The organism is Pseudomonas sp. S30 (genome assembly GCF_016518545.1).
Lineage (GTDB): Bacteria > Pseudomonadota > Gammaproteobacteria > Pseudomonadales > Pseudomonadaceae > Aquipseudomonas.
In genome coordinates, this window is record NZ_JACVTO010000008.1 from 80136 (window position 1) to 94578 (window position 14443).

Consider the following 14443-nt stretch of genomic DNA (forward strand, 5'->3'; position numbering starts at 1 on the left):
ACAAATTTTTCACCTTATCCAGCCAGCGTCTAAGCTTCAGACAAGCAAGACAAAATCCCTGGCCGGACTGGAAGACTATGGGCGTGATGCGGCACTCGCAACAGATCAGCAGCGACACGCGTGAACCCGCCCTGACCGACGCCCCCACGCCGAAGACACCCCGTCATCGGCGCCTCTGGTGGCGGCTGATCGTGCTGATCGTGCTGGTGGCCCTGGTCGCGCTGGGTTTGGCCGTGCATGACGAAGTGCGCACCTCGCGGGTGCAGTCGCGTGAATTCAGCCAGCTGGCCAGTACCCTCACCTACTCCCTGGGCAGCGGCCCGAGCGACGCCATCGTCTACCCAGGCGACGGCCCCTTCGACAAGCGCCTGGGCTACAGCGCCCTGGGCCAGTTTCTGCCGCGGCTGCTCAAGCGTGACTACCTGATCAGCGAACAGGTGCGTTTTTCCCCGGCGTTGATGCGCTATGTCGATCATGGCCTGTTCGTGCCCTACGTGGAGAAGGATCAGGCCGGCCTGTCGATCACCGATTGCCGTGGCGACAGCCTTTATCAGTACCGTTACCCGCAACAGCTTTACGGCAGCTTTGCCGACATCCCGCCGCTGATCGTCAGCAGCCTGCTGTTCATCGAGAACCGTGACCTGCTCGACGGCCGCGAGCCACGTGACAACCCGGCGGTGGACTGGCCGCGCTTCGCCAAGGCCGCCTATACCCAGGTGGCCAAGTACCTGGCGCTGCCGGGGCAGTCCGCCGGGGGCAGCACCCTGGCGACCCAACTGGAAAAATACCGCCATTCGCCGGACGGTCTGACGGTCAGTGGTGCCGAGAAGATCCGCCAGATGATCTCGGCCAGCGTGCGTGCCTATCGAGACGGGCCGGACACCACGGCGGCGCGGCGGCGCATCGTGCGCGACTACCTCAACAGCGTGCCACTGTCGGCCGTGCCGGGACATGGCGAGGTGCACGGCCTGGCCGAGGGCTTGCGGGTCTGGTACGGCGCCGACTTCGCCGACGTGAACCAGGCCCTGGCCTCCACCGCCACGGACCCTCGGAGCCTGGCTGCAAGAGGCCTGGCATTGCGCGAAGTGCTGTCGCTGATGATCGCCCAGCGCCGGCCCTCGCACTACCTGTCCAAGGGGCGCCTGGAACTGGCCGAACTGACCGATGCGCATATCCGCGTGCTGGCCGCCAACGGCGTCATCGACCGGCCGTTGGGCGATGCCGCCCTGGCCAGTGAAGCGGTGTACCGCGACTGGGTGGCGCAGCCGACCATCGTGCCGATCGTCACCAACAAGGGCATCAGCCTGGCGCGCAATCGCCTGGCGGCCATGCTCGACCGGCCGCTGTACGACCTCGATCGTCTCGACCTGTCCGCCACCAGCACCTTGCAGGCCGACCTGCAGACCCAGGTCAGCCAGTACCTGAAGAACCTGGCCGACCCCGCCTTCGCCGCGCAGATCGGTCTGATCGGCGAGCGCCTGCTGACCAGCCGCAGCACGGACCAGGTCAGCTACAGCTTCACATTGTTCGAGCGTACCGCCGATGGCTCGCGAGTGCGGGTGCAGACCGACAGCACCAATCAGCCCTTCGACATCAACGAGGGCAGCAAGCTGGAGCTGGGTTCCACGGCCAAGCTGCGCGTGCTCACCACCTACCTGGAAATCATCGCCGAACTGCACGAGCGCTATGCCGGCAAGCCCGTGGCCGAACTGCGCAAGGAGCCGGTCGCCGATCTGGACCGCATCAGCCAATGGGCACGGCAATGGCTGATGCAGAACAGCAGGGACCAGCACCTCGACGCCATGCTCGACGCCGCGCTGGAGCGCACCTACTCGGCCAGCACCGGCGAGGCGTTCTTCACCGGTGGTGGCCTGCACCGCTTCAACAACTTCCGCAAGCAGGACGAAGGGCGAAATCCGAGCCTGAAGGACGCGCTGCGCGAATCGATCAACCTGCCGTTCATCCGCCTGATGCGCGACCTGGTGCGCTACGTCACCTACCAGCAGCCCTACAACCGCGAGCCGCTGCTCAAGGACGATGCCGATCCGCGCCGCCAGGAATACCTGGCCCGCTTCGCCGACCGCGAAGGCACCAACTACCTGCTGCGTTTCTGGCGCAAGTACCAGCGCAAGACCTCGCAGCAGCGCCTGGACACCTTTCTCGACGGCATGCGCGTGACTCCACAGCGCCTGGCAGCAGCGCACCGCTACCTGTTCCCCGATGCGCGTCAGGAAACCTTCAATGCCTTCGTTCGCGCCCGCGGCGCCAAGGACAAGGCGGCCCTGGCCAAGCTCAGCGACGGCCGTCTGGCCGAGATGTACGCCGCCTACGGGCCGGGCAAGTACGACCTGCCCGACCAGGGCTTCATCGCCAAGGTGCACCCGCTGGACCTGTGGCTGCTGGGCTACTTGCTGCGCAACCCGGGCGCCAGCACCCGCGACATGGTCAATGCCAGCCGCTTCGAACGCCAGGAGGTCTACAGCTGGCTGTTCAAGAGCCGCCACCAGGGCGCACGGGACAGCCGTATCCGCACCATGGTCGAAATCGAGGCGTTCCTGGACATCCACCAGCGCTGGAAGCGCGTGGGCTACCCCTTCGACCACCTGGTACCCTCGCTGGCCACGGCCATCGGCAGCTCCGGCGACCGACCAGCGGCGCTGTCGGAACTGGTGGGGATCATCCAGAACGACGGCGTGCGCCTGCCTACGTTGCGCATCGACACGCTGCATTTCGCCGCCGACACGCCCTACGAAACCCGGCTGGTCAGTGATCCGGACCGAGGCCGGCGGATTCTCAAGGTGGAAGTGGCGCGCGCCTTGAAGGGCGCCATGTCGCAAGTGGTGGACGCCGGCACGGCACGGCGCATCGCCGGCAGTTTCAAGCTGCAGGACGGCACCTCACTGGTGATGGGCGGGAAAACCGGCACCGGTGACAACCGCCTGCAAAGCTATGGTGCCGGCGGACGACTGATTGCCTCGCGCTCGGTGAACCGTACCGCGACCTTCGTGTTCTTCCTGGGCGACAGCCATTTCGGCACGCTCACCGCCTTCGTGCCCGGGCCCACGGCAGAGGCCTTCACCTTCACCTCGGCCCTGCCGGTGCAAGTGCTAAAAGGCATGGCGCCGATCCTGATGCCTTACCTGGAGCCGGGAAACGCCAATGCCTGCAAGGCGCCGTCTCTTGCCGGGCGGTAACCGAACCTTGCATCGGAAAAATAGATGATAATCATCCGCATTTAAAGGTTGAATTAAGATATATCTTGAGTAGTATCTTTCACTGAATCCCCGTTGAGTGGCAGTGAAATGCGTGAGCCTGCACCGAACGATCCCCTTGACCGCCGCGTGGGCCGCAGTGAGCGCGGCCCCCGTGTTTTCGCACCCGGCGACCTGAAGCTGCTGCTGTTGTCGATGCTCTCGTCGGGTCGACCTGGGCATGGCTACGAGTTGATCCGTCAGATCGAGGCGCTGTTCGATGGCAGCTACAGCCCCAGCCCTGGCGTGATCTATCCCACCTTGAGCTTCCTCGAAGAGGCGGAGCTGATCACCGGCTACATCGAGGGCAGCAAGCGCCAGTACGTCATCACCGACAGCGGCCGGCGTGCCCTGGATGATCAGGCCGTCGCCCTGGAAGGCGTGCGTACGCGCATCGACCTGAGCCGCCGCGCTCTAAAGGGGCAGGATCGCCCACCCGAAATCCATGAGGCGGTCGGTAATCTGCGCCACGCCTTGCACCTACACAGTGGCCACTGGACGCCAGAGGAGATCGAGCGCGTGCGGCGGCTGCTCGACGACACCGCCAAGGCCATCGCCAGCGGGCCGTCCCCACAGGAGAAGACCCCATGAACGACACCATTCATCGCGTCAACCACCCGATCCGCCAGCGTCGCCTGCACGTGCTGCGCGTGACCGAGCTGACTCCACGCATGCGCCGCATCACCCTGGGAGGGCCGGAGCTCGCCGGGTTCGTCAGCCTCGGCACGGACGATCACATCAAGCTGTTGTTCGGCTGCACCGCCCAGGAACAGCAGGCGATCGATACCCGCAACCTGAGTGGCGAGGGCAGCGTGCGACCGACCATGCGCGAGTACACGCCCCGGCGCATCGACCTTCAGGCGCTGGAGCTGGACATCGATTTCGTGCTGCACGGCGACGGTCCTGCCTCGACCTGGGCCGCCCAGGCGGCGCCGGGCCAGACCCTGGACATCGCCGGGCCGCGCGCCTCCATGGTGGTCCCGGACATCTTCGACAGCTACCTGCTGATCGGCGACGAGACAGCGATCCCGGCCATCGCCCGGCGGCTGGAAGCCTTGCCTGCTGGCCGCCAGGTGCTGGCCGTGATCGAGGTCGAGGACGAGCACGAGCGCCAGCCGCTGGGCAGCCAGGCCCAGGTGGAAGTGATCTGGGTACGACGGCATGCCGAGGACCTGCTCGACCGGGTGGCGCACCTGGCGTTGCCGCAGGGCAGGCTGTATGGCTGGGTGGCGCTGGAGAAAGGCCTGACCCGGCAGGTCAAGCGTCTGCTGCTGGACAAGGGTGTGCCGGAAGACCGGCTCAAGGCCGCGGCGTACTGGCGTGCAGAAGGCACGCCAGATGACGAGTAGCCGCTGACCGCCCGGCATGGCGCACCGCTCGCGGTCGCGCCTGTCTCAGCCTTGGCGTGCGCCCCACCAGCGGTCGAGGCCGATCAGCAGCACACCGATCCCCCAGAAGCCGGCCAGCACGCCCAGCCCGTTGAGCGTCACCTGGGCATAGCCAAGGCTCGCGACGTCGACGAAGGGATAGGGGTACACGCCGATCTCATGCCCACGCCACAGCATGAACACGAAGTACGTCAGCGGATAGAGGCTCCAGGCCGCCAGGTGCCACAGGCGCAGATGCCCCTTGGGCACCGCCACGCACCAGTACAGTGTGAACACCACCGGCATCACGTCGTGCAGCAGCTCGTCGGCCAGATGCTGCCAACCTTGCGGGTGCCACAGGCCGCGCAGCAGCAGGCTGTAGGCCAGGGCCACCAGCACGATGCTGACCAGCACGCCAGCGCTCACCGCCGGTGTCAGGAACCAGCGCCGCGCAGCTGTTTCTCGGCCGAAGGCGGCATGGCTGAGCACTGTGGCCACCAGCGTATTGCTGAGCACGGTGAAATAGCCGAACAGGTTGATCAGCCCGCCGATGAGACTGGCCTGCTCTTGCCAGCGTGCCCACAGTACCAGGTACAGCTGGATCGCCAGCCCGGTCCAGCCGAGCAGCGCGGCGCCCGTCAGCCAGGCGCGGTGGCGCCTCAACGCTGACGCTGCAGCTTGACGTACAACTGCTCGACCCTCTCCCGGGCCCAGGGCGTCTTGCGCAGAAATGTCAGGCTCGACTTGATGCTCGGATCGCTCTTGAAGCAGCGGATATCGATACGCTCGGCCAACCCCTGCCATTGGTAGTGGTCCACCAGCTCGGTCAGGATCTGCTCCAGCGTCTTGCCGTGCAGCGCGGTGTGTTGCGCCGTGCTCATGCCGTTCTCCAGCGTTGAAAGATGCGCACCTTACACCAGTGCAGAGGCTGGGTGTGCGATTCGCGGCGTAGCTGCGGGCGGCATTGTCAGCACGCCTGCATGGGACGGCTTCTAGGCTATTCAGCCAGAGCCCAGGGTCAGCGCACACATCCCGGGGCATGAACAGTAGTGCCATATGTAAATGGCAATGTTATATTGTATCAATAAATATCTGCCGCCAAGGAATGTCCCCTCGCCATGCTGTCCAAATCTTTCGTCCTGTCTCCCCTCGCCGTCGCGCTGTGGCTGGCCTCATCACCTGGCCAGGCGCTGGAGCTCGCACCTCAGGTGATCACTGCCAACCCCCTGGGCAACTCGCAATTGGCCGCCCCCAGCACCGTGCTCGAGGGTGACGCGTTGCTGCAACAGCAGCAGGGCAGCCTGGGAGAGACCCTGAACAAGCAGCCCGGGGTGGCGTCCACCTGGTTCGGGCCGGGGGCGAGCCGTCCAGTCATCCGCGGTATGGACGGCGACCGCATCCGTCTCCTGCGCAATGGCGTCGGTGCCCTGGATGCTTCGTCGCTGTCCTACGACCATGCGGTGCCGCTGGATCCGGTCAACGTCGATCGCATCGAGATCGTGCGCGGACCGGCTGCCCTGCTCTATGGCGGCAATGCCATCGGTGGGGTGATCAACACCTTCGACAATCGGATTCCCGATTCGCCCATCGACGGCATCCACGGTGCTGGCGAACTGCGCTACGGCGGCGCCGACACCACCCGCAGCAGCGCTGGCAAGCTGGAAGCGGGCGACGGCACGTTCGCCCTGCACCTGGACGCCAACAGCCGCCAGTTCAACGACCTGCGCATCCCTGGCTATGCGCGCAGCAGCAGGGTCCGCGATGCCGATGATGCAGGCTCCAAGCACCGTCTGGAGAACAGTGACGGTCGCCAGGACGGCGGCGCGATCGGCGGCTCGTATCAGTGGGATCATGGTTATGCCGGCCTGTCCTATAGCCGTTACGACGGCAACTACGGTTCGGTCGCCGAGCCGGGTGTACGCCTGGACATGGAACAGGATCACTATGCCTTCGCCTCGGAATTGCGCGACCTCGAGGGGTTGTTCAGCTCGATCAAGGTCGATGCCGGCTACACCGAATACAAGCACCGTGAGATCGAAGACGGCGAAGTGGGCACCACGTTCAAGAACAAGGGCTACGAAGCGCGTATCGAGGCCCGTCACCAGCCCATCGGGCCGGTCGAGGGCGTGGTCGGCGCTCAGGTGAACCGCAGCGAGTTCTCGGCGCTGGGCGAGGAAGCCTTCGTTCCGCAGACCGATACCGACAGCCTCGCGCTGTTCATGCTCGAACAGTGGCAAGCCACCGAGCGCTTGAACCTGAGCCTGGGCGCGCGCCTGGAGCACACCCGTGTCGATCCGGACAGCCAGGGCAACGAGCGCTTCGTCCACGCCGACGGCACCGACAGCTTCAATGCCTGGAGCCTGTCGTCCGGGGCGGTCTATCAACTCGATTCGGTCTGGGCGCTGGCGGCGAACCTGGGCTACACCGAGCGTGCCCCGACCTTCTACGAGCTGTACGCCAATGGTGCCCACGTGGCGACCGGCACCTACGAGGTGGGCGATGCCGACCTGAACAAGGAAAAGGCCATTTCCGGCGACCTGGCCCTGCGCTTCGACAACGGCACCCACAAGGGCAGCGTGGGGGTGTTCTACAGCCATTTTCGCAACTACATCGGTCTGATCGGCAGCGGAGTCGAGCGCGAAGGCGAAGACGAAGACGACCTGATCCCGGAGTACCGCTACACCGGCGTGCGGGCGCGCTTCTACGGCATCGAAGCCCAGGATCACTGGAAACTGCTGGAAAACCGCTATGGCCGTTTCGCCCTGGAACTGTCCGGTGACTATACCCGTGCCAAGAACCTCGACACCGGCGAGCCGCTGCCACGCATCGCACCGCTGCGCGTCAACACCGGACTGCTGTGGGAGCTGGATCGCTGGCAGGCGCGAGTGGATGTACAGCATGCCTCGGCGCAGCATCGCAAGCCGGCCAACGAAACCAGCACCGATGGCTACACCACCCTGGGCGCGAGCGTCGGCTATCGCTTCGACATCGGCCAGAGCCAATGGCTGGCGTTCGTGCGCGGCGAGAACCTGACCGACCAGACGGTCCGCTACGCCAGCTCGATTCTGCGTGACATCGCCCCGGCACCGGGGCGCAGTGTCGAAGTCGGACTGACCACCCGGTTCTGACGCCCGCTCGCTGAAGTACGACGGGCTGCTCCCAGGGAATCAGAGGGGGCGGTCCGTATTCGACGGCACTGCACTCTTACCGCCTCCACAACAATGCCCTGCGACATTCTGTCTTTTTTTCCGTGACCATCCTCTATATCCTCCCCGCCGCAAGCTGAAACGCTTCACTAATTATCCCTTGCAGCCTTCGTCATCAGAGAGCAGCTCTTTGATGCGCTTGCGTTTTCCCCACACTCTAAAAAGACAGCGCTATCTCATGTTTCAACTGCCCAACTCACGCCTTCCCGGCATCGTCTTGACCACGGTGCTCGCCAGCCTGGCATCGCCCGCCGTGGCCGACTCGCCATTTGCCACCGACTCGCCCTGGATGCTGGGCGACTGGGGCGGCACTCGTCAGCGCCTGCAACAACAGGGCTACGATTTCACTCTGGGCTACACCGGCGAAATGGGCAGCAACCTGCACGGCGGCTACGATCATGACCGCACTGCTCGCTACAGCGACCAGCTCACCTTGGGCACCCACTTCGACCTGCAGAAGTTGCTGGGTTGGCAGGACAGCGAATTCCAGCTCACCGTCACCGAACGCAGCGGCCGCAACATCAGCAATGACCGAATCAACGACCCACGTGTCGGCGGGTTCACTTCCGCCCAGGAAGTCTGGGGTCGCGGCCAGACCTGGCGCCTGACCCAGATGTGGTTCAGGCAGAAGTACCTCGACGGTGCCCTGGACATCAAGGCCGGACGCTTCGGCGAGGGCGAGGATTTCAACAGCTTCCCCTGCGACTTCCAGAACCTGGCGTTCTGCGGCTCGCAAGTAGGTAATTGGGTGGGCGGCATCTGGTACAACTGGCCGGTGAGCCAATGGGCCTTGCGCGTCAGATACAACCTACACGAGAACCTCTACGCGCAGATCGGCGTCTACGAACAGAACCCCTCGAACCTGGAAACGGGTAATGGCTTCAAACTCAGTGGCAGTGGCACGCAAGGCGCGCTGATGCCGATAGAACTGGTGTGGAGCCCGCAGGTCAATGGCTTGAAAGGGGAATATCGCGCCGGCTACTACTACAGTAATGCCAAGGCACAGGATGTTTACCGCGACGTTGATTCACAGCCTGCGGCGCTGACGGGCCAGGCCTATCGCAGCCGTGCCAGCAAGCAGGGCGTGTGGTTCGGCGCCCAGCAGCAGGTGACGTCGCTGGCCTCCGACGCTTCGCGCGGCCTGAGCCTGTTCGCCAATGCCACGATGCACGACAAGAAGACCAATATCATCGACAACTATGTTCAGGCAGGCCTGGTGTACAAAGGCCCTTTCGACGCCCGCGCCAAGGACGACATCGGCTTCGCCCTGGCCCGCGTGCACGTCAATCCGGCCTACCGCAAGAATGCCCGCCTGATCAATCGGGTCAACCTTGTGGACGACTACGACCAGCCCGGCTCCCTGCCTGTCCAGGACACCGAATACAGCGCCGAACTCTACTACGGCATTCACGTGGCCAATTGGCTGACCGTGCGCCCGAACCTGCAGTACATCCGCCATCCAGGTGGCGTGTCGCAGGTCGATGACGCACTGGTCGGCGGCCTGAAGATCCAGAGCAGTTTCTGAAATGACCCCTCGAACGAACGGAGAACCCACGATGAGCACTGAAGGTGCCACCCCCGGCCCCCGCTGGCTACCCCGGCTGCTAGGTGTACTGCTGCTGCTGATGGGCCTGGCCCTGATCGCCGGCGGCCTGAAACTGAGCCAACTGGGCGGATCGCTGTATTACCTGATCGGCGGCGTCGGCTTCGCCTTGTCCGGCGTGCTGCTGATCGCCCTGCGCCGCATCGGCCTGGGCCTGTACGGCGCGGTGCTGCTGGCCAGCACCGTCTGGGCGCTGTGGGAAGTGGGCCTGGACTGGTGGCAACTGGTGCCGCGTCTGTCACTATGGTTCGCGCTGGGTGTGGTCCTGCTGCTGCCCTGGGTGCGCCGTCCGTTGCGTGGCCCGGCCTCGAACTTCAACGGTGCCCTGCTCAGCGTCGCGGTGATCGCCTCCGGCGCCAGCGCCGTGGCCAGTCAGTTCACCCATCCGGGGGAAATCTTCGGCGAACTGGGCCGGGACAGCAGCGAGATGGCCAGCGCCGCACCGGCCATGCCGGACGGCGACTGGCAGGCCTATGGCCGCAGCGAATACGGCGACCGCTACTCGCCGCTGCGCCAGATCACCGCGCAGAACGTCGATCGTCTTGAAGAGGCCTGGCGTATCCGTACGGGCGATCTGCCAAGCGACAACGATCCGGTCGAACTGACCAACGAGAATACGCCGCTCAAGGTCAACGGCATGCTCTACGCGTGCACCGCGCACAGCCGGGTGCTGGCCCTGGACCCGGACACCGGTGCCGAGATCTGGCGCTTCGATCCGCAGCTCAAGAGCTCGGTGGGTACCTTCAAGGGGTTCGCGCACATGACCTGCCGCGGCGTTTCGTACTATGACGAAAACCGCTACGTCAGCCGCGACGGCAGCCCCGCGCCGCAGATTTCCGACGCCGGCAAAGCCGTGGCGCAGGCCTGTCCACGCCGCCTGTACCTGCCCACTGCCGACGCCCGCCTGATCGCCATCAACGCCGACAGCGGCAAGGTCTGCGACGGTTTCGCCAACCAGGGCACCATCGACCTGACGGTCGGCATCGGGCCGTTCACCGCTGGCGGCTATTACTCCACCTCGCCGGTAGCGGTCACCCGTGACCTGGTGATCATCGGTGGCCACGTGACCGACAACGAGTCGACCAACGAGCCGTCCGGCGTGATTCGCGCATACGACGTGCACGACGGCCACCTGGTGTGGAACTGGGACAGCAACAACCCCGACGACACCGCGCCCCTGGCGCCTGGCAAGACCTACAGCCGCAACTCGGCCAACATGTGGTCGCTGGCCAGCGTCGACGAAGAGCTGGGCATGGTCTACCTGCCGCTGGGCAACCAGATGCCCGACCAGTACGGTGCCGACCGTACCCCTGGTGCCGAGAAGTACAGCGCCGGCATCGTCGCGCTCGACCTGGCCACCGGCAAGGCGCGCTGGAACTACCAGTTCACTCACCATGACCTGTGGGACATGGACGTCGGCAGCCAGCCGACCCTGGTGCACATGAAGACCGACGAAGGCGTCAAGCCGGCCGTCATCGTCCCGACCAAGCAAGGCAGCCTGTACGTGCTCGACCGCCGTGACGGCACGCCCATCGTGCCGATCCGCGAGATCCCGGTACCCCAGGGTGCGGTCAAGGGTGACTTCACCGCGCCGACCCAAGCCCGTTCGGACCTGAACCTGCTGGCGCCGGAACTGACCGAGCAGGCCATGTGGGGCGCCACGCCGTTCGACCAGATGCTGTGCCGTATCCAGTTCCGCGAGCTGCGCTACGAAGGCCAGTACACCCCGCCGTCCGAGCAGGGCACGCTGGTTTACCCCGGCAACGTGGGCGTCTTCAACTGGGGCGGCGTGTCGGTCGATCCAGTGCGTCAGTTGCTGTTCATCTCGCCGAACTACATGGCGTTCGTGTCGAAGATGATCCCCCGCGCAGAGGTCGCCGCCGACAGCAAGCGCGAGAGCGAGACCAGCGGTATCCAGCCGAACACCGGCGCCCCGTACGCCGTGACCATGCACCCGTTCATGTCGCCACTGGGCGTGCCTTGCCAGGCACCGGCCTGGGGCTACGTGGCCGCCATCGACCTGTTCACCCACAAGGTGGTTTGGAAGCACAAGAACGGCACCACGCGTGACAGTACGCCGGTGCCGATCGGCCTGCCCGTGGGCGTGCCGAGCATGGGCGGTTCGATGGTCACCGCCGGCGGCGTGGGCTTCCTCAGCGGTACGCTGGATCAGTACCTGCGCGCCTATGACGTGAACGATGGCAAGCAACTGTGGAGCGCCCGTCTGCCAGCAGGCGGCCAGGCTACGCCGATGACCTACACCGGCAAGGACGGCACCCAGTACGTGCTGATCGTCGCCGGCGGCCACGGCTCGCTGGGCACCAAGATGGGCGACTACATCATCGCCTACAAGCTCGCGCACTAGCGCGAGTCCTGCAGGTCGCACAACGCAAGACCCAAGCGGGGCCATGACGGCCCCGCTTTTTCATGGCCGCTCGACACCCGAAATCCCACGCTTGCTCGCGCTGCTTGAAACCCCAGGCCGCTTGCCCCATCTAAGCACCATAGCCATTCACGCAGGTGCCCCATGAGCGACCAGCAGGACTTCCCCGAACACCCCGACGAGCATGAGCAGGTCGAACACATCGACGCCAAGACCAGCACCAGTCATGCCCTCGCCCTGCCCGGCCAGCAACTGCCGGACAAGGTCTATGTGATACCGATCCACAATCGCCCGTTCTTCCCCGCCCAAGTGCTGCCGGTCATCGTCAACGAAGAGCCCTGGGCAGAAACCCTGGACCTCGTGGCCAAGACCGAGCACCACACCCTGGCCCTGTTCTTCATGGACACCCCGGCTGAAGACCATCGTCATTTCGACACCAAGGCCTTGCCCGAGTACGGCACGCTGGTCAAGGTGCACCATGCCAGCCGCGAGAACGGCAAGCTGCAGTTCGTCGCCCAGGGCCTGACCCGCGTGCGCATCCGCACCTGGCTCAAGCACCATCGCCCGCCCTACCTGGTGGAGGTGGAGTATCCGCGTCAGCCCACCGAGCCCAATGACGAGGTCAAGGCCTACGGCATGGCGCTGATCAACGCCATCAAAGAGCTGCTGCCGCTCAATCCGCTGTACAGCGAAGAACTGAAGAACTACCTCAACCGCTTCAGTCCCAACGACCCCTCGCCGCTGACCGACTTCGCCGCGGCCCTCACCTCGGCCACCGGCAACCAGTTGCAGGAAGTGCTCGACTGCGTGCCCATGCTCAGGCGCATGGAGAAAGTCCTGCCGATGCTGCGCAAGGAGGTCGAGGTCGCCCGGCTGCAGAACGAGATCTCGGCCGAGGTGAATCGGCAGATCGGCGAGCACCAGCGCGAATTCTTCCTCAAGGAGCAGCTCAAGGTCATTCAGCAGGAGCTGGGCCTGACCAAGGACGACCGCAGCGCCGACCTGGAGCAGTTCGAGCAGCGCCTGCAAGGCAAGACCCTGCCCGACCAGGCGAAGAAGCGCATCGACGAGGAAATGGGCAAGCTGTCGATCCTGGAAACCGGCTCGCCGGAATACGCCGTCACCCGCAACTACCTGGACTGGGCCACTGCCCTGCCCTGGGGCGTGTATGGCAAGGACAAGCTCGACCTCAAGCACGCCCGCAAGGTGCTCGACCAGCACCACGCCGGGCTGGACGACATCAAGGAGCGCATTCTCGAGTTCCTCGCCGTGGGCGCCTGGAAAGGCGAGATCAGCGGTTCCATCGTGCTGCTGGTGGGCCCGCCAGGGGTGGGCAAGACCAGCATCGGCAAGTCGATCGCCGAGTCGCTCGGGCGACCGTTCTACCGCTTCAGCGTCGGCGGCATGCGTGACGAGGCCGAAATCAAGGGTCACCGGCGTACCTACATCGGCGCCCAGCCGGGCAAGCTGGTGCAGGCACTCAAGGATGTCGAGGTGATGAATCCGGTGATCATGCTCGACGAGATCGACAAGATGGGCCAGAGCTACCAGGGCGATCCGGCGTCGGCGCTGCTCGAGACTCTCGATCCCGAGCAGAACGTCGACTTCCTCGACCATTACCTGGACCTGCGCCTGGATCTGTCCAAGGTCCTGTTCGTCTGTACCGCCAACACCTTGGATTCGATTCCCGGGCCACTGCTGGACCGCATGGAAGTGATTCGCCTGTCCGGCTACATCACCGAGGAAAAGGTGGCCATCGCCAAGCGTCACCTGTGGCCCAAGCAGCTGGACAAGGCCGGTGTGGCCAAGACCAGCCTGAGCATCAGTGACAGCGCGCTGCGGCTGGTCATCGAGGGGTACGCCCGGGAAGCCGGTGTGCGTCAGTTGGAAAAGCAATTGGGCAAGCTGGTTCGCAAGGCGGTCGTGAAGTTGCTGGACACCCCGGATGCCAAGCTCAAGATCGGGCCGAAGGAGCTCGAACCCGCCCTGGGCATGCCGGTGTTCCGCAGCGAGCAGGTCCTGGCAGGCAAGGGCGTGATCACCGGCCTGGCCTGGACCAGCATGGGGGGGGCGACTTTGCCGATCGAGGCGACACGCATTCATACCCTCAACCGCGGCTTCAAGCTCACCGGCAAGCTGGGTGATGTGATGAAGGAGTCTGCGGAAATCGCCTACAGCTACGTCAGCTCCAATCTCAAGCAGTACGGGGGCGATCCGGGCTTCTTCAACGAGGCGTTCATTCATCTGCACGTGCCTGAAGGCGCTACGCCCAAGGATGGCCCCAGCGCCGGGGTCACCATGGCCAGCGCGCTGCTGTCACTGGCGCGCGATCAGGTGCCGAAGAAAGGCGTGGCGATGACTGGAGAATTGACCCTGACCGGGCAGGTACTGCCCATCGGCGGGGTACGAGAAAAAGTCATTGCCGCACGCCGACAGAAAATCCACGAGCTGATTCTGCCGGAGGCCAACCGCGGCGACTTCGAAGAGCTGCCGGCCTATCTTCGTGACGGGCTGACCGTGCATTTCGCCAAGCGCTTCGCGGACGTCGCGAAAGTGCTTTTCTAAAAGAAGGCGCTGTTCTGAAAGCACGTGGGGCCGCTCGTCGGCCCCACAGCTTTTCCCGCTTCGGTTAT

9 protein-coding genes are annotated in these 14443 nt (G+C 64.7%); 7 read left to right on the forward strand and 2 right to left on the reverse strand.

Going from position 1 to position 14443, the window contains the following annotated elements:
- Positions 1–86 precede the first annotated feature (86 nt).
- The 3 genes from IAE34_RS11180 to IAE34_RS11190 all read left to right on the forward strand — a co-directional run bounded on the left by IAE34_RS11180 (position 87) and on the right by IAE34_RS11190 (position 4600).
- Positions 87–3194 carry a transglycosylase domain-containing protein gene (locus tag IAE34_RS11180; protein ID WP_442793197.1) on the forward strand — a complete coding sequence of 1036 codons (3108 nt, stop codon included), beginning with the start codon at positions 87–89 and terminating at the stop codon, positions 3192–3194.
- A 108-nt stretch (positions 3195–3302) separates the two neighbouring features.
- On the forward strand, positions 3303–3842 hold the full coding sequence (locus IAE34_RS11185; RefSeq protein WP_200139016.1) for a PadR family transcriptional regulator: 540 nt from the start codon (positions 3303–3305) through the stop codon (positions 3840–3842).
- The gene (locus IAE34_RS11190; RefSeq protein ID WP_200139017.1) at positions 3839–4600 is read left to right on the forward strand and encodes a siderophore-interacting protein; all 762 of its coding nucleotides are present in this window, start codon (positions 3839–3841) and stop codon (positions 4598–4600) included. The genes IAE34_RS11185 and IAE34_RS11190 overlap by 4 nt, the downstream gene beginning before the upstream one ends.
- A 45-nt stretch (positions 4601–4645) precedes the next feature.
- Here IAE34_RS11190 and IAE34_RS11195 read toward each other — a convergent pair whose 3' ends face one another.
- Positions 4646–5281: a Pr6Pr family membrane protein gene (locus tag IAE34_RS11195; protein ID WP_200139018.1), complete on the reverse strand. Its 636-nt coding sequence runs from the start codon at positions 5279–5281 to the stop codon at positions 4646–4648.
- Positions 5278–5499 (reverse strand): VF530 family DNA-binding protein, encoded by a 222-nt coding sequence (locus IAE34_RS11200; RefSeq protein WP_200139019.1) that lies wholly within the window; start codon positions 5497–5499, stop codon positions 5278–5280. Before IAE34_RS11200 ends, IAE34_RS11195 begins: the two co-directional genes overlap by 4 nt.
- Positions 5500–5736: 237 nt before the next feature.
- Between IAE34_RS11200 and IAE34_RS11205 the strand changes: the two genes are divergently transcribed.
- From IAE34_RS11205 to lon, 4 genes are all read left to right on the forward strand, one after another.
- Positions 5737–7746, forward strand: coding sequence for a TonB-dependent receptor (locus tag IAE34_RS11205; RefSeq protein ID WP_200139020.1), 2010 nt, complete (start codon positions 5737–5739; stop codon positions 7744–7746).
- 256 nt (positions 7747–8002) lie between these two features.
- On the forward strand, positions 8003–9349 hold the full coding sequence (locus tag IAE34_RS11210) for a carbohydrate porin (protein ID WP_200139021.1): 1347 nt from the start codon (positions 8003–8005) through the stop codon (positions 9347–9349).
- A 31-nt stretch (positions 9350–9380) separates the two neighbouring features.
- The gene (locus IAE34_RS11215; RefSeq protein ID WP_200139022.1) at positions 9381–11792 is read left to right on the forward strand and encodes a glucose/quinate/shikimate family membrane-bound PQQ-dependent dehydrogenase; all 2412 of its coding nucleotides are present in this window, start codon (positions 9381–9383) and stop codon (positions 11790–11792) included.
- Between the two features lie 162 nt (positions 11793–11954).
- Entirely contained in the window at positions 11955–14375 is a 2421-nt protein-coding gene (lon, locus tag IAE34_RS11220; RefSeq protein WP_200139023.1) for an endopeptidase La, read from the forward strand.
- Positions 14376–14443 lie beyond the last annotated feature (68 nt).

What these genes read in the sequence shown, in the direction of transcription:
- IAE34_RS11180 (WP_442793197.1), top strand. Translation starts at nt 87, where the DNA reads ATGCGGCACTCGCAACAGATCAGCAGCGACACGCGTGAACCCGCCCTG.
- IAE34_RS11185 (WP_200139016.1), top strand. Translation starts at nt 3,303, where the DNA reads ATGCGTGAGCCTGCACCGAACGATCCCCTTGACCGCCGCGTGGGCCGC.
- IAE34_RS11190 (WP_200139017.1), top strand. Translation starts at nt 3,839, where the DNA reads ATGAACGACACCATTCATCGCGTCAACCACCCGATCCGCCAGCGTCGC.
- IAE34_RS11200 (WP_200139019.1), bottom strand. Translation starts at nt 5,499, where the DNA reads ATGAGCACGGCGCAACACACCGCGCTGCACGGCAAGACGCTGGAGCAG.
- IAE34_RS11205 (WP_200139020.1), top strand. Translation starts at nt 5,737, where the DNA reads ATGCTGTCCAAATCTTTCGTCCTGTCTCCCCTCGCCGTCGCGCTGTGG.
- IAE34_RS11210 (WP_200139021.1), top strand. Translation starts at nt 8,003, where the DNA reads ATGTTTCAACTGCCCAACTCACGCCTTCCCGGCATCGTCTTGACCACG.
- IAE34_RS11215 (WP_200139022.1), top strand. Translation starts at nt 9,381, where the DNA reads ATGAGCACTGAAGGTGCCACCCCCGGCCCCCGCTGGCTACCCCGGCTG.
- lon (WP_200139023.1), top strand. Translation starts at nt 11,955, where the DNA reads ATGAGCGACCAGCAGGACTTCCCCGAACACCCCGACGAGCATGAGCAG.